The following is a 22,104-nucleotide window of genomic DNA, read 5'->3' as shown; positions in this document are numbered from 1 at the left end:
GAGGAGATTGGATAGCACTAAGGTGTGCTTTCAAATATGTCGGCAACAAAGATGGTATTTCTCTGAGGTTGTCTAATAACATCCTGTAACCTTAGCTTGGATAGTCGCCGATGGTTTTTCTTTCTATAAAACGATTTGTCTGAAATTGGAACGGTACAGATTGATGCGGAAGAGACGAGAAAGAGAAAAGGAGGAATGGCAAGGTAATGAGTGGGAGATGAGGTTGAGTAATGATGGCTTCTTTAGATGAGAAAGACCGTCTGAAAGTACATTCGTTTGGTTACCAAATTTTAGATAAAAAAAACCATCTATACTAAGGGGAAAGTATAGATGGCCAAACACATTACGGGGAAAACGTCTTACTCACTTACTCACTTCTTTCGAAGCAAGTGTTACTCAGACAGGCGAATTATACAATAGTTCAGTCTTTACAGTGTTAAATTCTGTTAAATAAAAATAATAAGGTTTAGATGTTTGATTTTAAATATATAAAAAATCTATATTGTTTAAAAATTTATCGAAAAAATTTGGAATTTTTTTAGATTTGGATAAATTTCCATTCTCCTGCGGCCAAATCATCGACATTCCAGTCGCCGAATTTCTCACGATGGAGCTGCTCGACACGGTTGCCTGCGGCTGCAACCATGCGTTTGACCTGATGGTATTTACCCTCTGTAATGGTCATCATCAATGTGGTTGGGTCGGCCAATACTGCTTCGGCCGCGGCGACGGTTTCATTATCGTCATGTAGGAGGACGCCGTTTTTCAGCGTAGTGCAAAGGGTATCGTCGGCAGGATGTTTCAAAGTGACGCGGTAGAGCTTCGGAACTTTGTGTTTGGGCGAGGTAACGCGGTGGTTAAATTGCCCGTCGTTGGTAATCAGAATAATGCCGGTTGTGTCTGCATCCAAGCGGCCGACTGCCTGCATATCGATATTGCGCATGTGGTCGGGAAACAGGCTGAAGATGCTTGGATATTGCTGGGGTTTGTGCGAAGTCTCGTAATCTGCAGGCTTATGAAGCAGAATGTAGAAATAGGGCATGGGTACGGCGGCAATTTCTTCGCCATCAACAGACAGGGTATGCACTTGAGACGGATCGATATCGTTTTTGGTACGATTATGGATTTCGCCGTTGATGGCAATGCAGTCATTGTCTATCAGCCATTGGCATTGCTTGCGGCTGCCGAGGCCTTGCGATTGGATGTATTTGAGCAGTTGCATGGTTGGTTGAAAAGTAGGAAATGTTCAGACGGCCTTTATTGTACTGGAAAACCGGTGTTTAGGCCGTCTGAAAAGTAGAGGCAAAAAAATCGCCCCTTTAAAATGTTAAGGGGCGCAAAAGGAACACAAACCACTACCAAAAACTGTTACAGGGCAAATTCTCCTATTTGATGTGTTGCCGGATAAAGTGCTTTCATCAAGTCATGTGGTGAAAGCGAGAAATCTTTGCTGTTTGTCGTCAGACGGCCTTGCTGAGGCGTTAGCTCAAGCAATCGGGCGTTTGCCGACTGGATAAACTTGTTCTTCGTGCGCTGCATTTTTCTTTGCAGGGCGGAAACAACGCGGTTGTACAGACTGTCTTTTTGCTTGACTTCGCGTGTATCGGCAACCCAGCTCAAGCGTGTATTGCCGTCTTCATCTTCAATCAGCAGGATGCCGGTTTCTGATTGGGGCGATTTGCCCATACAAGGGAGCCAAACATAATATCGGCCATCTAAAGTAATGAATACTGCGTCGTGTACTTCGCACTCATCGCAACATTTGGTGGCGATTAAAGAGCGGATGGCTTGTTGGTGCAGTCTCAGAATGTCAAGGGAGACTTGCTTAAAAATACTTTCGGGCATTTTCTTCTCCTTTCATTCTGTTGTGCGGTTGTTTTGTTTCGATGGGTTGTATTATACGGCGATTTTTTAAATTTGCAAATGATAATTGTTCCTATTATTTAATTTATACGTAAGATGTTAATTATTAAAGAAATTAAATTTAAAAAAATTTGTAGAAATTGGGTTTTCTACTCAAAAATGACGTAAATAGATGGCTATTAGATAAAAAAAGAATAAAGGCCGTCTGAAAAAATCCAGCCGTAAAAAGGCATTTAAAAAGCAGCTAAAGTTTTGTTGACTATACATTTCAGACGGCCTTCAGTATGATTCAGGGCGTTTTGATAATTGCAGAAACCACCAACCATGAGCCAACGTCAGATTATCCTCGATACGGAGACCACGGGTCTTTATCCTGAAAACGGTGACCGTCTGGTCGAATTTGCCGGCTTGGAAATGATCAACCGCCAAATGACCGACTCCAACCTTCATTTATATATCCATCCCGAACGCGATATGCCGGAGGAAGCGGCGAAGGTGCATGGTTTGACGATTGAAGTATTGGAAGCGAAGAATGCGCCGCCGTTTGCCCAAGTGGGTAAACAGATTGCTGACTTTATACGTGGTGCAGAGCTGATTATCCATAATGCCAAGTTTGACGTCGGCTTCCTGAATATGGAATTTCGCCGCATGGGCTTGCCTTCTATTGAGGAACTGGGTTGTAAAGTGACCGACACGCTGGCTATGGCACGTGAAATGTTTCCGGGACAAAAGGCAAGCTTGGATGCGTTGTGTAACCGCTTTTCCGTTGACCGCAGCAAACGGGTTTTGCACGGCGCTCTAATCGACTGCGAGCTTTTGGGTGAAGTCTATCTTGCCATGACGCGTCAGCAGTTCGATCTGATGGGCGGTGAGACGGAAGAAGAGGGCGAAGTCAAACAAACCGTTATTGCGGAAACCAAACGTACCTCGCAGTTGAAAGTCATCAAAGCCAATGCGGACGAGCTGGCGGCACATGAAAAATATTTGGACGATTTGGGCGAAGCGTGTGTATGGCGCAAGGCCGAAACTTCTGATGAGGCTAATGCCGGAGCGTCAGCATGATACGCCGCAATATCGCTTTGATTCCTGCTGCCGGTGTGGGAGCGCGATTTGGTGCAGGAAAACCAAAACAATATGTTGAAATAAATGGTAAAACCGTATTGCAACATACCATAGAAATTTTTGAGCAACACTCCCGCATAGATTTAATTGCCGTTATTCTTTTGCCGGAAGATTCGGTTTTTCAGACGGCCCTGTCTGAGAAAGTGCGCGTTTTTCGAGTAGGCGGCGCAAGTCGTGCCGAAACGGTACGCAATGGTGTGTCCGTTTTATTGGAGCAAGGTTTGGCCGAGGCGCAAGACAATATTTTGGTTCATGATGCTGCACGCTGTTGCCTGCCTGCCGAAGCGTTAACGCGTTTGCTTGATGAGGCGGGTGAGAATGATGAAGGCGGTATTTTGGCCATACCGGTGGCCGATACGCTCAAGCGCTCAGACGGCAATCATCATATTGATGAAACCGTTGCGCGCGCAGGATTATGGCAGGCGCAAACGCCGCAGCTTTTTCAGACGGCCTTATTACACCGTGCTTTATCGGTTGATGATTTAAGTGAGATTACGGATGAAGCGTCAGCGGTTGAAAAACTGGGTATCCGGCCACGCTTGGTGCAGGGCGATACGCGCAATTTAAAATTGACGCTGCCGCAAGACGAATACATTGTCAGATTGTTGCTCAAGGCCGTCTGAACAATCAAAACCCATTATTTAAGGAAACAAACATGAATATCCGTATCGGACAGGGCTACGATGTCCATCAGTTGGTCGAAGGGCGAGATTTGATACTCGGCGGCGTCAACATTCCGTTTGAAAAAGGCTTGCTGGGTCATTCAGATGCCGATGCGCTCTTGCATGCGATTACCGATGCCCTGTTGGGTGCGGCCGGTTTGGGCGATATCGGCAGCCATTTTCCTGATACTGCCGCCGAGTTCAAAGATGCCGACAGCCGTGTGCTGTTGCGTGAGGCTTATCAAAGCGTGCAGAAATTGGGTTGGAAGGTGGTTAATGTCGATACGACCGTGATTGCGCAAAAGCCAAAACTTGCGCCGCATATTCCGGCAATGCGCGCTAATATCGCCGCAGATTTGGGTTTGCCTGCAAACTGCGTGAATATCAAGGGCAAAACCAACGAAAAACTTGGCTATCTGGGACGTATGGAAGCCATTGAAGCGCAAGCGGCAGTATTGCTGATTAAAGCCTAAGAGCTTAAAATTACTTTATTATTCAAACTGAAAGACTGACAACATGGCAACTCAAGACGAACTTAAACGCATTGCCGCCGAAAAAGCGGTGGAATTTGTTCCTGAAAACGAATACATCGGTATCGGTACCGGCTCTACCATCAACTTTTTTATTGAAGCTTTGGGTAAAAGCGGTAAGAAAATTAAGGGTGCCGTGTCTACTTCTAAAAAATCCAGCGAGCTTTTGGCAAAATACGAGATTCCAGAAGTTTCACTGAATGAAGTGATGGGATTGGCGATTTATGTTGACGGCGCAGACGAAGTCAACCACGCGCTGCAAATGATTAAAGGCGGCGGCGGTGCGCATTTGAACGAAAAAATCGTGGCCAGCGCATCCGATAAATTTGTCTGTATCGCCGATGAAAGCAAATATGTTTCTCGTTTGGGTAAATTCCCATTGCCGGTAGAAGTGGTTGAAAATGCCCGTTCGCTGGTGTCGCGCAAACTGCTTGCCATGGGCGGACAGCCTGAGTTGCGTGTCGGCTATACTACTTTCTATGGCAACCAAATCGTTGATGTTCACGGCCTCAATATCGACCAAGCCCTGAAAATGGAAGACGAAATCAATAAAATCACTGGCGTACTCGAAAACGGTATTTTTGCCCGCGATGCCGCAGATGTGTTGGTTTTGGGTACGGCAGAAGGCGCAAAAGTCATCCTGCCTTGTCAGGATTAATGAAGATTAATCAATCTTAAAAGGCCGTCTGAAAGTGCATTAGGTCTTTCAGACGGCCTTCAATTTGGCAAAATATGCAAATCAGTAAAATTATAAAATGGTTGCCTGTTGTTGTATCCGTTTTGGGCGCACTTGGTTACAGTTCACGTGATACTGAGGTGATTCGTACAGGGGTAAGCGTTGCTGCAACATTGGCACAAGGCGACAATATCGGTTTAGAAAAGGTCAATGAATGGCTGGGTGAAAATGTCGTCAAAGCCACATCTGACACTAAAGCCGAAGCTAAACCCAAACCGGAACAAAAACAAAAGTCATCGCGACAATCCTACACATACAACGGAAAAATCATCAAAATCCATGATGGCGATACCATGCACATTATCGATAGCGACGGCAGGAAACACAAAATCCGCATGGCATATATCGATGCGCCGGAAATCAACCAGGCTTATGGTACGCAATCACGAGACAATCTGATTGATGCAGCATTGCATAAAAAAGCCAAAGTCCGCGTGTTTGAAGCCGACCGCTACCAGCGCGAAGTTGCCCAAGTATCAGTCGGCACGATTGATTTGAATTTGATGCAAATACGGGATGGCGCCGCATGGCATTATGAAAGTTATGCCAAAAAACAACAAAGTAAAACCGCTTACACCGACTATTCGGCAGCACAAAAACAAGCCAAGGAAAAGCGTAAAGGCTTATGGAAAAAAGACAATCCGCAAGCACCTTGGCAATTTCGCCGTCAAAACCACGAGCAGCAGAACGGCAATAAAAAGCAGTCTGATAAACAATGGTTTGGGATTTGGTAGATTTTAAGAAAGAGGCCGTCTGAAAACTTTCAGACGGCCTTTAATCATTACGGTTTAGTATAAGACAAGAATGCGTCGGAGGTTTCTGATTAGAATGTAAGGGAAATAAATGTAAGGGAAATAAAAGTGTGATGTAATATTTTTAAGAAGGGCAGATATGAAAAAAGACACCGTTAGCTAGTGTCTTTAGTATCTATGGCAGAGAGGAAGGGATTCGAACCCTCGATACGCTATTCACGTATACACGCTTTCCAGGCGTGCGACTTAAACCACTCATCCACCTCTCTGTGGACTATTATCCTGACTTGTTATCAGAATAATGTAAAAACTTGACTTATTGATTTATCAGTGGTGCCCAGGAGAAGACTCGAACTTCCACACCCGTGAGGATACTAGCACCTGAAGCTAGCGCGTCTACCAATTCCGCCACCTGGGCAATTTAAATTTTCTTAAGCAAAGAAGTACCAAAATATTTGGTGCCCAGGAGAAGACTCGAACTTCCACACCCGTGAGGATACTAGCACCTGAAGCTAGCGCGTCTACCAATTCCGCCACCTGGGCTTTGCTTTATTCTTCAATTTAAGGTACAGTTGAATACCTGAACTGCGAAGAAGCAGCTATTATATATTTTAAAAAAAGAATGTCAACTATCAAAATGAACAAAAATACTAAATCTTTAAATTTACGAGAAAAAGACCCGTATTTGGAGCGGGAGAAACAACGTTACGCTCATCCGTTGCCCAGCCGTGAATGGGTCATTGAATTATTGGAACAAAAAGGTGTGCCGACAAAAATCGAAGCTTTGGCACATGAATTGTCGATTACAGAAGATGAATATGAATTCTTCGAGCGCCGTCTGAAAGCGATGGCACGCGATGGTCAGGTGTTGATCAACCGACGTGGCGCGGTGTGTGCTGCAGAAAAATTGGCATTGGTTAAATGCCGTGTCGAAGCGCATAAAGACGGCTTTGGTTTTGCCGTGCCGCTAACGCCGACAGGCGAGGGCGATTTCGTTTTGTATGAGCGTCAAATGCGCGGTGTAATGCACGGGGATATTGTTACCGTTCGTCCTGCCGGTATCGACCGCAGAGGCCGTCGTGAAGGTACGGTTTTGGATGTAGTGGAGCGTGCGCAGTCTAAAGTGGTCGGCCGTTTTTATATGGATCGCGGCGTGGCCATTTTGGAGGCCGAAGACAAGCGTTTGAGCCAAAGTATCGTACTGGAACCTGAAAGCGTGGCGCACTTTAAACCGCAATCCGGCCAGGTGATTGTGGCTGAAATTGAGACGTATCCTGAAGCGCATCGTCCTGCAGTGGCTAAGCTGATTGAAGTGTTGGGCGATTATGCCGACAGCGGTATGGAAATTGAAATCGCTGTACGCAAGCACCATTTGCCTCATCAATTCAGCGAAGCGTGTGTCAAAGCCGCGAAGAAAATTCCTGATCATGTGCGTAAAACCGACTTGAAAGGGCGTGTGGACTTACGTGATTTGCCTTTGGTAACCATTGACGGTGAAACTGCGCGGGACTTTGACGATGCGGTTTTTGCTGAAAAAGTCGGCCGCAATTACCGTTTGGTGGTGGCGATTGCCGATGTCAGCCATTATGTCCGTCCTGATGACGGAATTGATGTAGATGCTCAGGAACGCAGTACCAGCGTGTATTTCCCACGCCGTGTGATTCCGATGCTGCCGGAGAAGTTGTCCAACGATATCTGCTCGCTCAATCCTGATGTTGAACGCCTGTGTATGGTGTGCGATATGGTGATTACCTATGCCGGCAATATCAAGGAATACCGTTTCTATCCGGCAGTAATGCGTTCGCATGCGCGACTGACTTACAATCAAGTTTGGGATTGGATTTCAGACGGCCGGGATCATCCGTTTAAGCAGCAAATCGATACTCTATATAAGTTATTTAAAATCTTGCAGAAAAAACGTTTCGAGCGTGGCGCGGTTGAGTTTGAGAGCGTTGAGACTCAGATGATTTTTGATGACAACGGTAAAATCGACAAGATCGTTCCCGTTGTCCGCAATGATGCGCACAAGCTGATTGAAGAATGTATGTTGGCGGCGAATGTTTGCGCGGCAGAATTTTTGCTGAAAAACAAACATACGGCTTTGTTCCGCAATCACTTGGGCCCGACTCCCGAAAAACTGGCCACTTTACGCGAGCAGCTTGGTTTGCTGGGGCTGAGTTTGGGTGGCGGTGATAATCCGACGCCGAAAGATTATGCTGCGCTTGCCGAACAATTTAAAAACCGTCCAGATGCGGAGCTGTTGCAAGTGATGATGTTGCGTTCTATGCAACAGGCGGTTTATGAGCCGCATTGCGACGGTCACTTTGGTTTGGCTTATGGTGCATATGCACACTTTACGTCGCCTATCCGCCGTTATCCGGATTTGACGGTGCATCGTGCTATCAAAGCTGTATTGAACGGACAAATTTACCAACCCAATAAAACCTGGCAGGCTTTGGGCGTGCATACCTCTTTCTGCGAGCGCCGAGCCGATGATGCCAGCCGCGATGTGGAAAACTGGCTGAAAACTTATTATATGCGCGACAAAGTCGGCGAAGTCTTTAGTGGTAAGATTTCGGGCATGACAAGCTTCGGTATTTTTGTAACCTTGGACGACATTCATATCGACGGTTTGGTACACATCAGCGATTTGGGAGAGGATTATTTCAACTTCCGTCCTGAAATTATGGCAATTGAGGGCGAACGCAGCGGTGTCCGTTTCAATATGGGCGATACGGTTACTGTAAAAGTCGCGCGTGCCGATTTGGATACCAGCAAGATTGATTTGACCTTAATCAGCGGCGGTTCAGTCGGTAAGAAACGCGGCGGAAGAAAAGCGAAACCTGTGAGTAAGCCGACAGCTGCTGACAAGCCTGTCGAAAAGCGTAAGCGTAAACTTTCGGCTAAAGAAATTGATGAAGCGTTGGCTACTCCTGTGAAGGCAAAGAAGAGCAAGGTGAAAAGTAACCCTGCCTCTAAGCCTACTAAGCCAAGCAAACCTAAAGCCGCAAGCAAGAAAAAAGCGCAGGCGAAAACAGCTTCCGTCAAAGCCGGGCGTAAAAATAATGCTCAAGGTAAAAGCGTGAAGATTAAAGTGAAGAAAGCTGCTAAGAAATAAGTAGCATTCAATTCAGGCCGTCTGAAAAGTTTCAGACGGCCTGAATTCGTGATTTTATGAATAAAACCAAGGATAAATAAGATGATAAAACTATACGGTATTCCCAATTGCGATACGGTTAAAAAAGCGCGCAGTTGGTTGGCGGAAAACGGCATCGAGTTTGAGTTTGTAGATTTTAAGAAAAACGCCCCGACTGCCGAATTGATTGATGGCTGGCTGGAGCAGGCGGCTTTGGAAATTTTGCTCAATAAAAGAGGTACGACTTGGCGCAAGTTGGATAAAGATGCGCAAGAATCTGCCGCGACAAAAGAAGGTGCGATTTCTTTGATGGTGGGAAATCCCAGTATCATCAAGCGGCCTGTATTGGTCAAAGAAGGACAGGTTCATGTCGGATTTTCAGTAGAAGCGTATCAGGAAATTTTCGGATAAGGCATTTTTAGGTTTTTAGGCCGTCTGAAAAAGCAAGCCTCGAAAAAATACGTTACAATACGCGCTTTGAGCCTGTTTTCAGGATTTTAAGATTTTTGCGGCAGCATTTTCAGGCTGCCGCGCCAAACTTTTCTTTCGGATAAATATGTTCCATATTGTTGAAAAATATAAAACACCCGCCCAGATTGTTTTAGGTATCATCGGTCTGACCTTTATCGGATTCGGTGCCAATAACTTGTCTTCGCCGGGTTCTGATTACATTGTCAAAGTCGGGGATGAGAAGGTCAGCGAGCATGCTTTACAGATTGCGATACAAAATGAGCAGGCTGCCGGCAATAATGCGCCTTCGCGTGATGCGATATTCCAATCTTTATTGCAAAGAGCTTACCTGAAGCAGGGTGCCAAGCTGATGGGCATTGCTGTGTCTCAGGAACAAATCAAGCAAGTTATCGTGGATGATCCGAATTTCCATGATGCTTCTGGCAAATTCAGTCAGGATTTGCTCAAGAAGTATTTGGATCAGCGCAAAATGACGGAGGATCAGTTTGTTGAAGACATCCGTGAACAGTTCCAATTGCAAAATCTGTTGAATTTGGTGCAAAACGGTGCGTTGGTCAGCGATGCGCAAGCGCGTCAGTTGATTAACCTGACTCAAGCAACACGTACCATCCGTTCATTTACTTTCAGCCCTGAAGCATTTGCGGCACAAGTAAAAGTAGATGATGCGGCTTTGCAAAAGTATTATGAAGCGCATAAGAAAGATTACTTGATTCCTCAAGCCGTTAAGCTGGAATATGTGGCTTTGAACATCAAAGATTTGGCTGACAAGCAAACCGTCAGCGCAGAAGAAGTACAAAAAGCTTACGACAGCAAAAGCGTAGATTTGTCGCCAAGAGCCGAAATTGCGCATATTTTCATTCCTGTTATGCCTAACGGAGATGAAGCAAGCAATGCGGAAATTAAAGCCGAAGTAGATAAAATGGCTGCAGAGCTCAAAGCGCACCCAGATGCTTTCGCCGAGCTGGCGGCCAAGTACTCCAAAGATTTGTCTAGCAGCAACAAAGGCGGCAATTTGGGCTACCTGAGCAAAAGCGGCGGCAGTGGCTTTGGACCTGAATTTGATAAAGCGGCATTTGCATTGGGCAAAGGCGAAGTCAGCGATACCGTTAAATCATCTTTGGGTTATCACGTTATCAAAGTTTTGAATGTCGAAGCTGAGCCGACTTTGGAACAAGCCAAAGCGCGTATCGAAGCAGCCTTGAAACTGAAAAAAGCAGCTTCTGCCTTTAATGCCGCTAAAGAAAAATTGGGTGAAGATGCCTTCAATGATCCATCTTCTTTGGCAAAAGCAGCCGCCAATTCAGGTTTGAAAGTGGAAAACTTGGATGAGTGGGTGACCAAAGCGGGCGCGAAGGAAGCCGGCTTGCCTGAAGCATTGATTAATGCCGCGTTTAGTGATGATGTACTGAAGAAAAAACACAATTCTGAAGTGATCGCCATCAACAACGATACCGTTTGGGTCATTCGTGCGAAAGAAGTGCGCGAAGAGAAAATTGCACCATTTGCAGAAGTCAAAGACACTGTCCGTGCAGCATATCTGCGCTCTAAAGCTGCCAAACTGGCGGAGAAGAAAGCCCAAGAAACTTTGGCCGCATTGAAAGCCGGTAAAGCTGCCGATATTCAATGGTCGCCTGTTTCTCAATTGAGCGCACAAGATGCACGTAAAACCATGTCTCCGGAAGCTTATGCGGCTTTGCTGAAAGCGCGTCCTGTCGGCGGCAAACCTGCGTATACATTGTTGGAAGGTATGCCTGCGCCGGTGATTATGGAAGTTCAGAGCGTTTCTGCTCCTGAAAATGCCGATTCACAGATTCCGGCTGCCAAACAGGCTTTGGTTCAGCAGCTTTCTGCCAATGTGTTCGATAATTTACTCCAGTATTTGGATAAAAAAATCGATCGTAAGCAAGGCGCACAGCAAGTTAATAATGCTGCCGAATAAGCAGAGTATTTGAGTAGGGCAGCCGGATGAATTCCGGCTGTTTTCTTATTTTTAGCTATCTTTTTAAAGGCCGTCTGAAATCATGAGTAAAAATCCTGATGCCTTTGTCCGCTTGATTAATGCATTAAAAATCCTGCCCAATGTCGGCCCAAAATCCGCCCAGCGTATGGCTTACCAGCTTTTACAGTACAAACGCGAAGAAGCGCAGGAGTTGGTGGATGCTTTGCAGTTTGCTTTGAGACAGGTGCAACATTGTCGGATGTGCAACACATTTTGCGAAGGCGATTTGTGTGAAATTTGCGCAGACGAAAAACGCGATAAAAGCCGTTTGATGATTGTGCATATGCCGGCGGATGTCTCCAGCATGGAGGCGGCTAATTGTCATGATGGCCTGTATTTCGTTCTGATGGGGCAAGTCAGTCCGGCGCAGGGCATGGATATTTCGGCAGTAGCGTTAGATAAGCTGGTTGTCCGTTTGCAGGCGAGTGATATTGAGGAAATTATCATTGCAACCAACTTCACAGCCGAAGGCGATGCGACAGCATATGTATTGGCGGAATTGTTTAAAAATCTTCCTTATAAAGTCAGTCGATTGGCGAGGGGAATCCCTTTGGGTGGTGAGATGGAATATGTGGATGCTGGTACTTTGGCTCAGGCTGTTTACGATAGAAGGAATATTCAATCTTAAATGGCAATATAAAAAGGCCGTCTGAAAGTTTTTCAGACGGCCTTTTCATTGATTAAATCAGATTATTTGCAACTGACACCTTGAATTTGAGGCGTATCTCCGTTACCGACTTTGAATGCACATTTGGTTGCGCTGCTGCCGGATACGGTAACAACACCGTTTCCGCTGTTGAGGCTGACAGGTTCTTTTACGCCCATGCCGACAGCAGTGGCTGCCAGTTTTTGAACATCGGCGTCGGAGTAAGCGGTATTGTTTGAACTGATTTTGATTTCTTTGGCGGCATATGCATTGAAGCTGAATGACAAACCTACAGCTACGGATGCGAGGGCCAAGAATTTTTTGCTGTTCATTAGTGTATTTCCTTTTTGATGGTGACAAAGTGTGTCACAGCTTCAGAATAAGGGCGATTGGCAGATTGTGCAAGTTTTTCGGCGGAATTTACGGGAAGATACATGGTTTTACATACACTTTATCCCTGAATGCTATATCAGTCGGGCAATCGGACGACCTGTCGGTTTTACGGTACAATAAGCCTTTTTTGACAAACGAATGAGGCATTTTTGAATGGCTTCTTTAGAAACTTGGATAGGCCTGCGCTATTTACGTGCGAAAAAACGCAATGGCTTTATGTCATTTATTACCATGATTTCAATCGCCGGCATCGCCTTGGGCGTAACGGCGCTGATTGTGGTGTTATCGGTAATGAACGGATTTCAGAAAGAGATACGCGGTCAATTGTTGAACGTCGCACCTCATGCGGAAATCGGCTATTACGATGTCGGCAGTGCGCCGGGTTGGCAGAATTTGCGCGAATTTGTAAAAGGCAAAAAGGAAGTATTGGCCAGCGCGCCTTATGTTTCCGATCAGGCTTTGCTTGCCAATGCCGGAGAAGTACGCGGTGTGCAAATACGCGGTATCTTGCCGTCTGAAGAAAAAAATGTCGTCGATTACGGTAAGGATATGCCGGCCGGCAGTTTTGATGATTTGAAGCCGGGCGAGTTTGATATTATTTTGGGCCAAGGGCTGGCTGAGGCATTGGGTACGGAGATGGGCGGCAAGGTTACAGTGATTACACCAGAGGGTAACGTTACCCCTGCCGGCGTAGTACCGCGCTTGAAGCAGTTTAATGTAGTCGGTGTGGTAAAAACCGGTGTTTATGAAGTCGATAATACCTTGGCCATGACGCATATCAAGGATGCGCAAGTCTTGTATCGACTGGGTGAAAATGTCGGCGGGCTGCGTTTGCGACTGGCTGATCCTCAGAATGCGCCGTCTTTCATTGCCAAGTTGATTCCTGATGCTAAAAAAGATGAGGTATGGGTGCGCGACTGGACGTTTAACAACCGCAGTTATTTTGAAGCCGTTGAGTTGGAAAAACGCATGATGTTTATCATTTTGACATTGATTATCGCGGTTGCTGCGTTTAACCTCGTCTCTTCTTTGGTAATGGCGGTAACGGAAAAACAAGCCGATATTGCGATTTTGCGCACTTTGGGTTTATCCCCGGGCGGCGTCATGAAGATTTTCTTGGTGCAGGGTGCGTTTGCAGGATTCTTCGGTACGCTTGTGGGTGTAGTATGCGGTGTATTGCTGGGTTGGAATGTCGGCAAGATTGTCGCATTTTTTGAAGACCTGTTTGGCGTGCATTTGATTAACTCACAGGTTTATTTCATCGATTACCTGCCTAGTGATGTGAACTTGAAGGACGTCGCCGTTATTGCCTGCATTTCGCTTGGCTTGGCATTTATCGCCACACTATATCCGAGCTGGCGTGCTGCAAAAACCCAACCTGCGGAGGCTTTGCGTTATGAGTAAGACAATTTTGAAATGTATCGGCGTTGGCAAAAGCTATAATGACGGCGCATTGAATGTACAAGTGTTGAATCATTTAGATTTTGAAGTTGCCGAAGCGGAAAGCGTGAGTATCATCGGTTCGTCAGGCAGCGGTAAATCCACATTGCTGCACCTTCTTGGTGGTTTGGATATGCCGTCTGAAGGCAAGGTAATGTTGATGGATCAGGATTTGGGCGGTTTGAGCCAAAAACAGTTGGGCGAATTGCGCAACCGTTATTTGGGCTTTGTGTATCAGTTCCACCATCTATTGCCTGAGTTTTCTGCTTTGGAAAATGTCATGATGCCGCTTTTAATCGGCAAAATGCCCAAGGCGATGGCTGAGGAGAAGGCTGTTAAGATGCTGAAAAAGGTCGGCTTGGACAAGCGTATGCTGCACCGTCCGAGCGAACTTTCCGGCGGCGAGCGTCAGCGTGCGGCCATTGCCCGTGCTTTGGTTAATGAACCGAAATGCCTGTTGGCAGATGAGCCGACGGGGAACCTTGACCGTAAAAATGCGCAAAATGTGCTGGATATGATGCTGGATTTGAAACGCGAATTGAACACCAGCCTGATTGTGGTAACCCATGATGACGAGCTGGCTGAGCGTTTCGACCGGGTAATGACCATGAAAGACGGCAGTCTGCAAGTGCTGCAATAAGGTTATTATTTCAGGCAAATATTTTATGTTTTGAACGGTATAATAGAGGCCGTCTGAAAAATAGGTTTTCATTTATGGAAACACTGTTTTTCAGACGGCCTTTCTTTTTTCCGTATCAATCAATTCTGAGCCATGAATCCGACCGACTCTATCCTTTCCTCTGCCGCAGATGCGGCCATAGCGTTTTTCCGCCGCCACGAAGTACAGGGCGCATCCGTTATTGAGCCTTATGTGGTTCGACTGTTTGCAGCCTTGCAAAACGGGCATTCGTTTATTTACTTGGATAAAGCGGATGTCGATGCCTTAAGCAACTTGCCGAACTTGGTCGGTAATGCGGATAAACCGCTTATCCTGCAAGGCCGGAAATTGTTTTTGGGGCGGATGTGGCAGTTGGAGCATGATTTGGCTATTGAAATCAAACGGCTGGCAAGTGCCGAGGCGGAAGAAGTGAATTTTATGGCGGCTTCAAAAAGTCTGAGCGATTGGTTTGATACTAAAGACAGTAAAGAGCAACGGGATGCTGCGGCTTTGGCTTTGCTGCAAAACTTTATGCTGATTACCGGCGGGCCGGGTACGGGTAAGACGACGACCGTAGCAAAGCTTTTGGGTCTGATTTGTAATAACAGTACGAAGCTGCCCCGTATTGCGTTGGCGGCGCCGACGGGCAAAGCGGCTGCGCATATGGCACGGGCCTTGCAACGTGCTTTGGATGGTTTTGATTTGTCTCCGAGCATTAAAGCTCATTTAGAAAACTTGGAAGGGCAGACTGTCCATCGTTTGCTGAAACTGCGGCCGCCGCAAATGCGCCCTGCATTTAATCATGAATATCCGCTTGCTTTGGATGTTTTGGTGGTGGATGAGGCTTCGATGTTGGATCTACCGCTGGTATTGGATTTGTTGCGTGCCGTGCCGACCGGCTGTCGTCTGGTGTTGCTTGGCGATGAAAACCAGTTGCCGTCGGTTGGCTTGGGAGCCGTGTTGGCAGCATTGTCGCGTCCGACGGCTTTGGATAAAGAAACTGCTGAAAAGTTGGAAGTTTACCTGCCCGATCATGGTTTTGAGATTAAAGGACAGCCACAGGCTTTATCGCAAAACAATGCTAAATTGACGTTCAGCCACCGTTTTGGTGCAGACAGCGGTATTGGTTGTTTGGCAAGGGCGGTGGTGTCCGGGGAAAAGCAAACTGCGGTCGAACAGTTTGACAAGTTCCCCAAAGAATTGGAAATGAAATCAGGCCGTCTGAAAGAGCAGGTCGCCTTGCTGTATCAAAAGCAACAGGATTATTGGCAGGCCGTGGCAGAGAATAATGTCGCACTCGCCTACGGTCATGCGGCCGATGTGGTGGTATTGGCGGCTTGGCGGCAGGATGCGGATGATTTGAATCAGGCTTATCAAGAATATTTGCAACGACAAGGCAAGGTTTCGGGCGAAACGCCTTGGTTTGCCGGACAAATCATCATGATTACCCACAATGATTACATGCTGGAAGTGTTTAACGGCGACATCGGGCTGATTATGAAAGATGAAGAATCGTTGAATGGCTTGTCTGCCTATTTTCCTGAGAAAGATGGATTTAAAAAAATTGCCATCAGCCGTTTGCCCGATTTTGAATCGGCTTTTGCCATGACGGTGCACAAGAGTCAAGGTTCGGAATATCGGGAAGTATGGCTGTTTCCGCCGTCAGTGCCTGCAACGACGGAGGGCGAAGAGGAAGCCCGAGGGTTGGATAAGGCTTTGCTTTACACAGCCATTACCCGCGCGCGTGAACGTTTCGTGTTCTGGGGAAATGCAGAGGAATTGGTTAAGGCTGTGGGATGCCACCAAAAACGCAGGACGGCATTGGCCGATGCCTTGGAACGGCAGTTTGAACAGCTTGATGAGCAGGATTCTGTTTGACTTGAATCAAGAGGCCGTCTGAAAGAGGATAAAGCGTTTAAATCTGCTTGACTGATTACACTAATTTACATACGATAAAAATAATTAGTAAATAAAATGAATAATTTATACGAAATTCATAATTTTGTACGCTTTATCGAATACTTCACTTTCAATACCTTCTTTTGGAGAGTCGGCATGAAATTTCAAACCAAACTGATTGTAACCTGTATTTTATTGGCTTCATCGTCTTATTCTTTGGCAGAAAATGCTGATGGCGGGCATGATGCGGCGGCTTTGGCCACCACCAACGATTACGTCAATTCCGGCAGTATCATTCGTAAAGATGACGATAAAATCAGTATTTTCAATGATTTGTTGACTGTGAATGGTGGTTTGCGCGTACGTGCGGATACCAAAGACATCAATGCCAATAACAGCGGTATCAATCCGACGCCTGAAGATACCAATGCCAACTTTAATGCGGAGTTTTGGTTGCGCGCGAAACTGTACAAAGACTGGAAATTGGTTGCACAAATCGAGCCGAATATCGATTTGGAAACCGGTAAGTTCAACGGCGATCATGATGTGCCGGTCAATAAACTGTATGCCGAAGGTACTTTGTACAACAACATTAAAGCGCGTGTCGGTAAATTCGGCGCATTCTCTTCCTATGGCCGCGTATGGGATACCGAAGTAACCGGCGGCGAAATCTTCTTCGACAATAAAACCCTGCCTACCAAAATCTATGCGGGCCGCCGTACTGGCAATCTGAACGACAACGCATGGGGCATTGGCGGCCGCCGCAGACATTTTGCCGCGGTGCAAAGCATGTTGCCTGTGAATGAGAATATTAACGTCGGCGCAACCGTCAGCTACATGAAAGACATCGATGTACGCGGTGCGAAGAAAAATGCGGTCTTCGGAGAAATCGGTACGGACATCAAATTTAATGACGATTGGCATTGGATGGCTGCAGTCAGCAAGTCCAATATCAAAGCCTATAATGATGCCGGACAAAAAATCAAAAATGATGGCGTGTTCACTGAAGTGCGCTATAAATCAGCCGACTGGAATGCCCGCAATTCTTACGACGTATTCTTGAACTACCGCCGTGTCGGATCGTTGTCCGGTGTCTCTTCTGCTGAGGATTACAGCAAAAATGTCCAAGGCGTGCAAATCGGTGCGACCTATATTCCTTGGAAAAACTGGAAACTCAAAGGCTTCTATTTGGCCGGCAAACAGGTTACGCCTACCGTCGGTACGGATAAGCAGGATGTAAACGTTATTCGTGGTCAGTTAGAGTATAAATTTTAATCATCACAAATAAAAACAGGCAGGATGTCCTGCCTGTTTTTAGTTTTCAGACGGCATGGATATAGAGCCGTCTGAAACAATGGATGAAACGCTTTACCAGCTATCGCGCTTCATACGGTCGAGCTGGCGGCGGTCGCGTTTGGTTGGGCGTCCGTCCGGATAAGCGGCACTGATGCGACTGGCTTGGTCGAGTTGTTTTTGAGCTTCGCGTTCGGCAGCCGTTTTCATGTCTTCTTCGTAGAGTAAACGCGCTTCCGGTGCCGGGCGGCGTTGATGATTGAGCGCGGCAACTTTGAATTTGTAGGGTAGGGAGTTCAAAGTCATGTCGATGGTGTCGCCGGCAGAAATATTTTTGCTGTTTTTCACCTTCGAGCCGTTTACCAAAACCCTGCCCAGCTCAATATGTTTTTGTGCCAGCGCGCGGGTCTTGAAAAAGCGTGCGGCCCACAGCCATTTGTCCAAGCGCATGGACGAATTGTCATGATCGTTTTTCATAGCCTGTTTGAAATGATTGAACTGAATTGAAGTTTATCATAAGATACGGCACTTCATTCATTTAGTGCAGATATACTATTTCTTTGTTAAAGGCCGTCTGAAAGATTTTTTATTGCAAAAGATGGCAGTTTCCCTTTGAGAAATGCTGTCAAATACGTCTGATTAGCGTATCATGTCAGCAACCGTTACCGAGAGCTTTGTTTTATGAAACCCGTTTTTTTGGACTTCGAACAACCCATCGCCGAATTAACCAATAAAATCGACGAGTTGCGATTCGTACAAGATGAATCTGCCGTTGATATTTCCGACGAGATTGCCAGACTGCAAAAGAAAAGCAGTGAGTTGACCAAGTCGATTTTCAGCAAGCTGACTCCGGCTCAAATTTCACAAGTGTCCCGCCATCCGCAACGACCTTATACTTTGGACTACATCAACGGTATTTTTACCGATTTTGAAGAGTTGCACGGCGACCGCCATTATTCTGACGATCATGCCATTGTCGGCGGTTTGGCGCGTTTCAACGGCCAAAGCGTGATGGTTATCGGTCATCAAAAAGGCCGCGATACCAAAGAAAAAATCCGCCGTAATTTCGGTATGCCGCGTCCTGAGGGTTACCGTAAAGCACTGCGTTTGATGCAGACTGCCGAAAAATTCAATATTCCGGTCATGACCTTTGTCGATACCCCGGGTGCGTATCCTGGCATTGGCGCGGAAGAACGCGGCCAGTCTGAAGCCATCGGCCGTAATTTATACGAACTGACCCGCCTGCATGTGCCGGTATTGTGCACCATTATTGGCGAAGGCGGTTCGGGTGGTGCATTGGCAGTGGCTGTCGGCGACTACGTCAATATGCTGCAATACTCGACTTATTCGGTGATTTCTCCCGAAGGTTGCGCCTCTATTCTTTGGAAAACTGCTGAAAAAGCAGCAGATGCCGCGCAAGCATTGGGTATTACCGCCAAACGCCTGCAAGAATTGGACGTCATCGATAAAGTGATTGATGAGCCTTTGGGCGGCGCACACCGTGATTTTGAAACCACGATGAAAAACGTTAAAACCGTTTTGGAACAGCAATTAAGCGAAGCGCAAAGCATGACCATGCCTGACTTGCTTGCTCGCCGTTTCGACCGCATCATGGCTTACGGTAAATTTACCGATAAATAAGTTTTACTGCTGAAAAAGCAAGCAGATACCGCTGCTTGCTTTTTTTGTGTTCTATTTTTGAGTTATTCACAATTTCAGGCCATCTGAAATGTCGCAAGTATCCCCTGATTCCCTATTTAAAAGTTTTCAAGCAGCTGTTCCTGATTTGCCGAGCCATACTGTTGTTGAAGTTGGCTTGAGTGGCGGATTGGATTCTGTCGTCCTGCTGCATCTTTTGCATCGGATGCGCGAATTTAGCCATTTTGATTTGCGCGCCGTTCATGTTCATCATGGTTTAAGCACTAATGCCGACAGTTGGGCTAAATTTTGTCAGGATTATTGTCAGCGTCTGAATGTTGTCTTGCGAGTGTGTCGTGTCAATGTGGAAAAACAAGGAAAAGGTTTGGAAGCGGCGGCTAGGGCTGCACGATATCAGGCATTTTCAGACGGCCTGAAGAAAATTATTGTTTTGGCACACCATCGCAATGATCAAATCGAAACATTTATGCTGTCAGCCGTGCGCGGGGGCGGATTGCGCGGTATGGCGGCCATGCCGGTATGGCGTGATTTAAATGAAGAGATTCAAATTTGGCGACCGCTTTTGGCATTTTCCCGTCAGGAACTGGCTGAGTATGCGCAACAATGGGGATTATCTTTTGTTGAAGACGAAAGTAATGAAGACTCCGGCTATTTACGCAATTGGATGAGAAATCAGGCTTTACCGCAATGGCAGCAGCGTATTCCGAATTTTGAGCGGCAAATTTGTGCCAATGTTCGATTATTGCAGGAAGATTTGCAGCTTTTAGATGAATTGATTGAGTCTGAATATCAGCGCATCAGTCCAAACGGAATATTCAACATCAGTCTGTGGCGGAAATGTACGCCGCTTTTGCGTCGTCGGTTGCTTTGGTATTTTTTACGAAAGCAAACGGAATCATTGCCTTCTTATCACAGTATTGCCGATTTTGCCCGAGTGTTAGAAACCGTAGATCAGGCGCAGTTGAATTTGTCAGATGGGGAACTGGTCGCATATCGAGACAAGCTGTTTGTTTATCAGGAAAGTGAGTTTCAAAAACTGCCTTGGTGTAATGGCAGGGAAGTTCAAGGCCGTCTGAAAGATATTTTGCTCGAAAATGGTTTTGTTTTATTACCGTTTAAGGGAGGTTTGTCGGCAGAGGAGTTGGAGAAGCCGGCGGTACTTAGAAGTGTGGCCAAAAGTGATGTGATTCAGTCGGGACAGAGGGAAAAATCAGTCGAAAAACTATTGCAAGAGTGTCATATTGTGCCACTCGTCCGTAAATATTGGCCGATTATCCTAAGTATGGGCAACAAGTGCCTTGCTGTTGTTAATCTTCGGGTGGGAAGCGATGTTCAAATAGGGGAAGGCTATCTGCCTGTTCATGAAAAGTTGGTCAAATATATAGCAGAAAAGCAAAGAGAATAACTTTAAATTTAGTAAGTATTAGTAATTTAACTACTTGTGCTAAGTGTATATATAATAAGCAATACAGCTTATGTTAGAGCATCTGCACGAATAAACTTTTGCGATTAAATGTAATCTCGTGGAACTATTTCAAAGCGTTGCTGTCTTTACTGTGCACAGCACGCTTTACTATTTTTGGTTTAAAGCAGTAAAACGATTAAAGGTTGAATATGAACGATCGCCAAATAGATCAAGTTTTGGTGGAGCGCGCACAGAAAGGTGACCATAAGGCATTCGAGATGCTGATGTCCAAGTATCAGCGTCGGCTAAACAGACTGATTTCCCGTTTTATTCAGGATGAGCATGAAGTGCACGATGTAACCCAAGAGGCAATGATTAGGGCTTATCGTGCATTGGCAAATTTTCGTGGAGAAAGTGCATTTTATACATGGCTGTACCGTATCGGTATCAATACGGCAAAGAATTTCCTGACCACTTCGGGTCGTCAGTTTTTTGTCAGCTCGGAAGCGGCCAATGAGGAGGGAGATGTTCTTGATTTAACCGATCAGATTGCGGATTACCATACGCCGGAAGCTGAAATGATGAATCGGGAAATCTTGCAGACCGTCGAAGCAAGCATCGCGCAACTGCCAGACGATATGCGTCAAGCCATTACGCTTAGGGAAATGGATGGCTTGTCTTACGAAGAAATAGCTCGGGTAGTGGATTGTCCGATAGGTACAGTACGTTCGCGTATTTTCAGAGCGCGTGAACTGATTGCAAAAGATTTGCGGCCGCTGTTGGATACTTCTGAAGATCAAAGGTGGTAATAAAAATGAACGACAAAACAAATAAAGCATTGGAGTATGTGTCCGCATTGATGGACGGTGAAGCATTGACTGATGAGATGCTGGATGCCGTATTGGCAGACGAGGAAGCATTGCGCGCTTGGCATGAGTACCACATTATCGGCGACTGTATCCGTCAGGGTGCGGCGGCGAAGGTGGCTGATGAAACCATGCAAAGCAAAGCATTTACAGTGCCTCAAGCTGAGATTGCCGGCAAGCAGAAAAAATATACTCACCGCGAAGCGGCCAATAACGGCTTCTTTAAATTCTTTGCAGCCGCTGCCAGCGTGTGTGCCATTGCTGTGACGGCATGGCAGTTTACGCCGCAAACTTCTCGTGACGCTATGCCGGTTGTTGAGAAGTCTAATGTTCAGCCTGCACAAGATATCATTCCGGTAAGCGGTACGCCTGACGATAAAGTGGCTTCTGAGCCTGGTGAAACCGTTGTGCCGAATGCGGCGAAAGATGGCAAGATTGAAAACCGTCCGACTGTCCGTACCGAGCAGAAAAATGAGCAGCAGACTGTTGTGCAGTAAAAAATGAAATCATGCAAAACCCTTGCTTTATGGCAAGGGTTTTTATTTTTGCAGTAAAACCGTCAGGCCGTCTGAAA

General features: G+C 46.2%; 21 protein-coding genes and 3 tRNA genes. 17 read left to right on the top strand and 7 right to left on the bottom strand.

The features are described from left to right. Window positions 1-538: 538 nt before the first annotated feature. Together HMPREF3139_RS04370 and HMPREF3139_RS04365 are read right to left on the bottom strand one after the other, a co-directional pair. A complete protein-coding gene (locus HMPREF3139_RS04370; protein ID WP_070460807.1) occupies window positions 539-1,222 on the bottom strand; it encodes a 16S rRNA pseudouridine(516) synthase in 684 nt (227 codons plus the stop codon). A 146-nt stretch (window positions 1,223-1,368) separates the two neighbouring features. Beyond that, window positions 1,369-1,845: an NGO0322 family iron-responsive protein gene (locus HMPREF3139_RS04365; RefSeq protein ID WP_049348077.1), complete on the bottom strand. Its 477-nt coding sequence runs from the start codon at window positions 1,843-1,845 to the stop codon at window positions 1,369-1,371. Window positions 1,846-2,187: 342 nt separating this feature from the next. Between HMPREF3139_RS04365 and dnaQ the strand changes: the two genes are divergently transcribed. The 5 genes from dnaQ to HMPREF3139_RS04340 all read left to right on the top strand — a co-directional run bounded on the left by dnaQ (window position 2,188) and on the right by HMPREF3139_RS04340 (window position 5,647). After that, window positions 2,188-2,925 carry a DNA polymerase III subunit epsilon gene (gene dnaQ, locus HMPREF3139_RS04360; protein WP_070460805.1) on the top strand — a complete coding sequence of 246 codons (738 nt, stop codon included), beginning with the start codon at window positions 2,188-2,190 and terminating at the stop codon, window positions 2,923-2,925. Continuing rightward, entirely contained in the window at window positions 2,922-3,608 is a 687-nt protein-coding gene (gene ispD, locus HMPREF3139_RS04355; protein ID WP_070460803.1) for a 2-C-methyl-D-erythritol 4-phosphate cytidylyltransferase, read from the top strand. The genes dnaQ and ispD overlap by 4 nt, the downstream gene beginning before the upstream one ends. A 32-nt stretch (window positions 3,609-3,640) precedes the next feature. Further along, window positions 3,641-4,120 carry a 2-C-methyl-D-erythritol 2,4-cyclodiphosphate synthase gene (gene ispF, locus HMPREF3139_RS04350; RefSeq protein ID WP_070460801.1) on the top strand — a complete coding sequence of 160 codons (480 nt, stop codon included), beginning with the start codon at window positions 3,641-3,643 and terminating at the stop codon, window positions 4,118-4,120. Window positions 4,121-4,163: 43 nt separating this feature from the next. After that, window positions 4,164-4,835, top strand: a complete 672-nt coding sequence (gene rpiA / locus HMPREF3139_RS04345) for a ribose-5-phosphate isomerase RpiA (RefSeq protein WP_070460799.1) — start codon at window positions 4,164-4,166, stop codon at window positions 4,833-4,835. A gap of 74 nt (window positions 4,836-4,909) precedes the next feature. Beyond that, window positions 4,910-5,647 (top strand): thermonuclease family protein, encoded by a 738-nt coding sequence (locus tag HMPREF3139_RS04340; RefSeq protein ID WP_070460797.1) that lies wholly within the window; start codon window positions 4,910-4,912, stop codon window positions 5,645-5,647. 196 nt (window positions 5,648-5,843) lie between these two features. Here the strand turns inward: HMPREF3139_RS04340 and HMPREF3139_RS04335 are convergent. The 3 genes from HMPREF3139_RS04335 to HMPREF3139_RS04325 all read right to left on the bottom strand — a co-directional run bounded on the left by HMPREF3139_RS04335 (window position 5,844) and on the right by HMPREF3139_RS04325 (window position 6,208). Then, window positions 5,844-5,934 (bottom strand) — tRNA-Ser (locus HMPREF3139_RS04335). A gap of 62 nt (window positions 5,935-5,996) precedes the next feature. Then, window positions 5,997-6,083: transfer RNA gene (locus HMPREF3139_RS04330), tRNA-Leu, on the bottom strand. Window positions 6,084-6,121: 38 nt separating this feature from the next. Next, window positions 6,122-6,208, bottom strand: a tRNA-Leu gene (locus HMPREF3139_RS04325). Window positions 6,209-6,302: 94 nt separating this feature from the next. Here HMPREF3139_RS04325 and rnr point away from each other — a divergent pair. The 4 genes from rnr (at window position 6,303) to recR (ending at window position 11,899) form a co-directional block, all read left to right on the top strand. Beyond that, the gene (gene rnr / locus HMPREF3139_RS04320; protein WP_141743132.1) at window positions 6,303-8,783 is read left to right on the top strand and encodes a ribonuclease R; all 2,481 of its coding nucleotides are present in this window, start codon (window positions 6,303-6,305) and stop codon (window positions 8,781-8,783) included. Window positions 8,784-8,864: 81 nt separating this feature from the next. Next, entirely contained in the window at window positions 8,865-9,212 is a 348-nt protein-coding gene (locus tag HMPREF3139_RS04315; protein WP_070460793.1) for an arsenate reductase, read from the top strand. Window positions 9,213-9,357: 145 nt separating this feature from the next. After that, complete coding sequence (locus HMPREF3139_RS04310; protein WP_070460791.1) at window positions 9,358-11,211, top strand: SurA N-terminal domain-containing protein; 1,854 nt, start codon at window positions 9,358-9,360, stop codon at window positions 11,209-11,211. A gap of 82 nt (window positions 11,212-11,293) precedes the next feature. Continuing rightward, window positions 11,294-11,899: a recombination mediator RecR gene (gene recR, locus HMPREF3139_RS04305; protein ID WP_049348472.1), complete on the top strand. Its 606-nt coding sequence runs from the start codon at window positions 11,294-11,296 to the stop codon at window positions 11,897-11,899. 62 nt (window positions 11,900-11,961) lie between these two features. On the opposite strand, the gene HMPREF3139_RS04300 is transcribed toward recR, so the two are convergent. Beyond that, window positions 11,962-12,249 (bottom strand): hypothetical protein, encoded by a 288-nt coding sequence (locus HMPREF3139_RS04300; RefSeq protein WP_070460788.1) that lies wholly within the window; start codon window positions 12,247-12,249, stop codon window positions 11,962-11,964. A 214-nt stretch (window positions 12,250-12,463) separates the two neighbouring features. On the opposite strand from HMPREF3139_RS04300, the gene HMPREF3139_RS04295 reads away from it, so the two are divergent. The 4 genes from HMPREF3139_RS04295 (at window position 12,464) to HMPREF3139_RS04280 (ending at window position 17,582) form a co-directional block, all read left to right on the top strand. Beyond that, window positions 12,464-13,714 (top strand): lipoprotein-releasing ABC transporter permease subunit, encoded by a 1,251-nt coding sequence (locus HMPREF3139_RS04295; protein ID WP_070460786.1) that lies wholly within the window; start codon window positions 12,464-12,466, stop codon window positions 13,712-13,714. Next, on the top strand, window positions 13,707-14,390 hold the full coding sequence (gene lolD / locus HMPREF3139_RS04290) for a lipoprotein-releasing ABC transporter ATP-binding protein LolD (RefSeq protein ID WP_070460784.1): 684 nt from the start codon (window positions 13,707-13,709) through the stop codon (window positions 14,388-14,390). The genes HMPREF3139_RS04295 and lolD overlap by 8 nt, the downstream gene beginning before the upstream one ends. A 132-nt stretch (window positions 14,391-14,522) precedes the next feature. Continuing rightward, window positions 14,523-16,286, top strand: a complete 1,764-nt coding sequence (recD, locus tag HMPREF3139_RS04285) for an exodeoxyribonuclease V subunit alpha (protein WP_070460782.1) — start codon at window positions 14,523-14,525, stop codon at window positions 16,284-16,286. Window positions 16,287-16,382: 96 nt separating this feature from the next. Continuing rightward, window positions 16,383-17,582, top strand: coding sequence for a hypothetical protein (locus HMPREF3139_RS04280; RefSeq protein WP_070460780.1), 1,200 nt, complete (start codon window positions 16,383-16,385; stop codon window positions 17,580-17,582). Between the two features lie 93 nt (window positions 17,583-17,675). Here HMPREF3139_RS04280 and HMPREF3139_RS04275 read toward each other — a convergent pair whose 3' ends face one another. Further along, entirely contained in the window at window positions 17,676-18,077 is a 402-nt protein-coding gene (locus tag HMPREF3139_RS04275; protein ID WP_003679090.1) for an RNA-binding S4 domain-containing protein, read from the bottom strand. Window positions 18,078-18,281: 204 nt separating this feature from the next. Here HMPREF3139_RS04275 and HMPREF3139_RS04270 point away from each other — a divergent pair, with 204 nt between their 5' ends. The 4 genes from HMPREF3139_RS04270 to HMPREF3139_RS04255 all read left to right on the top strand — a co-directional run bounded on the left by HMPREF3139_RS04270 (window position 18,282) and on the right by HMPREF3139_RS04255 (window position 22,027). Continuing rightward, complete coding sequence (locus HMPREF3139_RS04270; RefSeq protein ID WP_070460779.1) at window positions 18,282-19,241, top strand: acetyl-CoA carboxylase carboxyltransferase subunit alpha; 960 nt, start codon at window positions 18,282-18,284, stop codon at window positions 19,239-19,241. Window positions 19,242-19,329: 88 nt separating this feature from the next. Further along, window positions 19,330-20,664 carry a tRNA lysidine(34) synthetase TilS gene (gene tilS / locus HMPREF3139_RS04265; protein ID WP_070460777.1) on the top strand — a complete coding sequence of 445 codons (1,335 nt, stop codon included), beginning with the start codon at window positions 19,330-19,332 and terminating at the stop codon, window positions 20,662-20,664. 209 nt (window positions 20,665-20,873) lie between these two features. Continuing rightward, complete coding sequence (gene rpoE / locus HMPREF3139_RS04260; RefSeq protein WP_036493687.1) at window positions 20,874-21,473, top strand: RNA polymerase sigma factor RpoE; 600 nt, start codon at window positions 20,874-20,876, stop codon at window positions 21,471-21,473. Window positions 21,474-21,478: 5 nt separating this feature from the next. Then, window positions 21,479-22,027 carry a sigma-E factor negative regulatory protein gene (locus tag HMPREF3139_RS04255; protein ID WP_070460775.1) on the top strand — a complete coding sequence of 183 codons (549 nt, stop codon included), beginning with the start codon at window positions 21,479-21,481 and terminating at the stop codon, window positions 22,025-22,027. The last annotated feature ends 77 nt before the right edge of the window (window positions 22,028-22,104 follow it).

The sequence above is a fragment of the Neisseria sp. HMSC15G01 genome (assembly GCF_001808255.1).
Lineage (GTDB): Bacteria > Pseudomonadota > Gammaproteobacteria > Burkholderiales > Neisseriaceae > Neisseria > Neisseria subflava_A.
Note: the sequence above shows the minus strand (reverse complement) of the source record. Positions and strands in the feature narration are given on the sequence as shown.

Excerpts from the sequence above, each read along its gene's own strand:
- HMPREF3139_RS04370 (WP_070460807.1), bottom strand. The coding sequence starts at position 1,222 with ATGCAACTGCTCAAATACATCCAATCGCAAGGCCTCGGCAGCCGCAAG.
- HMPREF3139_RS04270 (WP_070460779.1), top strand. The coding sequence starts at position 18,282 with ATGAAACCCGTTTTTTTGGACTTCGAACAACCCATCGCCGAATTAACC.
- HMPREF3139_RS04340 (WP_070460797.1), top strand. The coding sequence starts at position 4,910 with ATGCAAATCAGTAAAATTATAAAATGGTTGCCTGTTGTTGTATCCGTT.
- HMPREF3139_RS04310 (WP_070460791.1), top strand. The coding sequence starts at position 9,358 with ATGTTCCATATTGTTGAAAAATATAAAACACCCGCCCAGATTGTTTTA.
- rpoE (WP_036493687.1), top strand. The coding sequence starts at position 20,874 with ATGAACGATCGCCAAATAGATCAAGTTTTGGTGGAGCGCGCACAGAAA.
- rpiA (WP_070460799.1), top strand. The coding sequence starts at position 4,164 with ATGGCAACTCAAGACGAACTTAAACGCATTGCCGCCGAAAAAGCGGTG.
- HMPREF3139_RS04315 (WP_070460793.1), top strand. The coding sequence starts at position 8,865 with ATGATAAAACTATACGGTATTCCCAATTGCGATACGGTTAAAAAAGCG.
- HMPREF3139_RS04295 (WP_070460786.1), top strand. The coding sequence starts at position 12,464 with ATGGCTTCTTTAGAAACTTGGATAGGCCTGCGCTATTTACGTGCGAAA.
- dnaQ (WP_070460805.1), top strand. The coding sequence starts at position 2,188 with ATGAGCCAACGTCAGATTATCCTCGATACGGAGACCACGGGTCTTTAT.
- HMPREF3139_RS04300 (WP_070460788.1), bottom strand. The coding sequence starts at position 12,249 with ATGAACAGCAAAAAATTCTTGGCCCTCGCATCCGTAGCTGTAGGTTTG.
- recR (WP_049348472.1), top strand. The coding sequence starts at position 11,294 with ATGAGTAAAAATCCTGATGCCTTTGTCCGCTTGATTAATGCATTAAAA.
- HMPREF3139_RS04275 (WP_003679090.1), bottom strand. The coding sequence starts at position 18,077 with ATGAAAAACGATCATGACAATTCGTCCATGCGCTTGGACAAATGGCTG.
- ispD (WP_070460803.1), top strand. The coding sequence starts at position 2,922 with ATGATACGCCGCAATATCGCTTTGATTCCTGCTGCCGGTGTGGGAGCG.
- recD (WP_070460782.1), top strand. The coding sequence starts at position 14,523 with ATGAATCCGACCGACTCTATCCTTTCCTCTGCCGCAGATGCGGCCATA.
- HMPREF3139_RS04280 (WP_070460780.1), top strand. The coding sequence starts at position 16,383 with ATGAATAATTTATACGAAATTCATAATTTTGTACGCTTTATCGAATAC.
- lolD (WP_070460784.1), top strand. The coding sequence starts at position 13,707 with ATGAGTAAGACAATTTTGAAATGTATCGGCGTTGGCAAAAGCTATAAT.
- tilS (WP_070460777.1), top strand. The coding sequence starts at position 19,330 with ATGTCGCAAGTATCCCCTGATTCCCTATTTAAAAGTTTTCAAGCAGCT.
- HMPREF3139_RS04365 (WP_049348077.1), bottom strand. The coding sequence starts at position 1,845 with ATGCCCGAAAGTATTTTTAAGCAAGTCTCCCTTGACATTCTGAGACTG.
- HMPREF3139_RS04255 (WP_070460775.1), top strand. The coding sequence starts at position 21,479 with ATGAACGACAAAACAAATAAAGCATTGGAGTATGTGTCCGCATTGATG.
- ispF (WP_070460801.1), top strand. The coding sequence starts at position 3,641 with ATGAATATCCGTATCGGACAGGGCTACGATGTCCATCAGTTGGTCGAA.
- rnr (WP_141743132.1), top strand. The coding sequence starts at position 6,303 with ATGAACAAAAATACTAAATCTTTAAATTTACGAGAAAAAGACCCGTAT.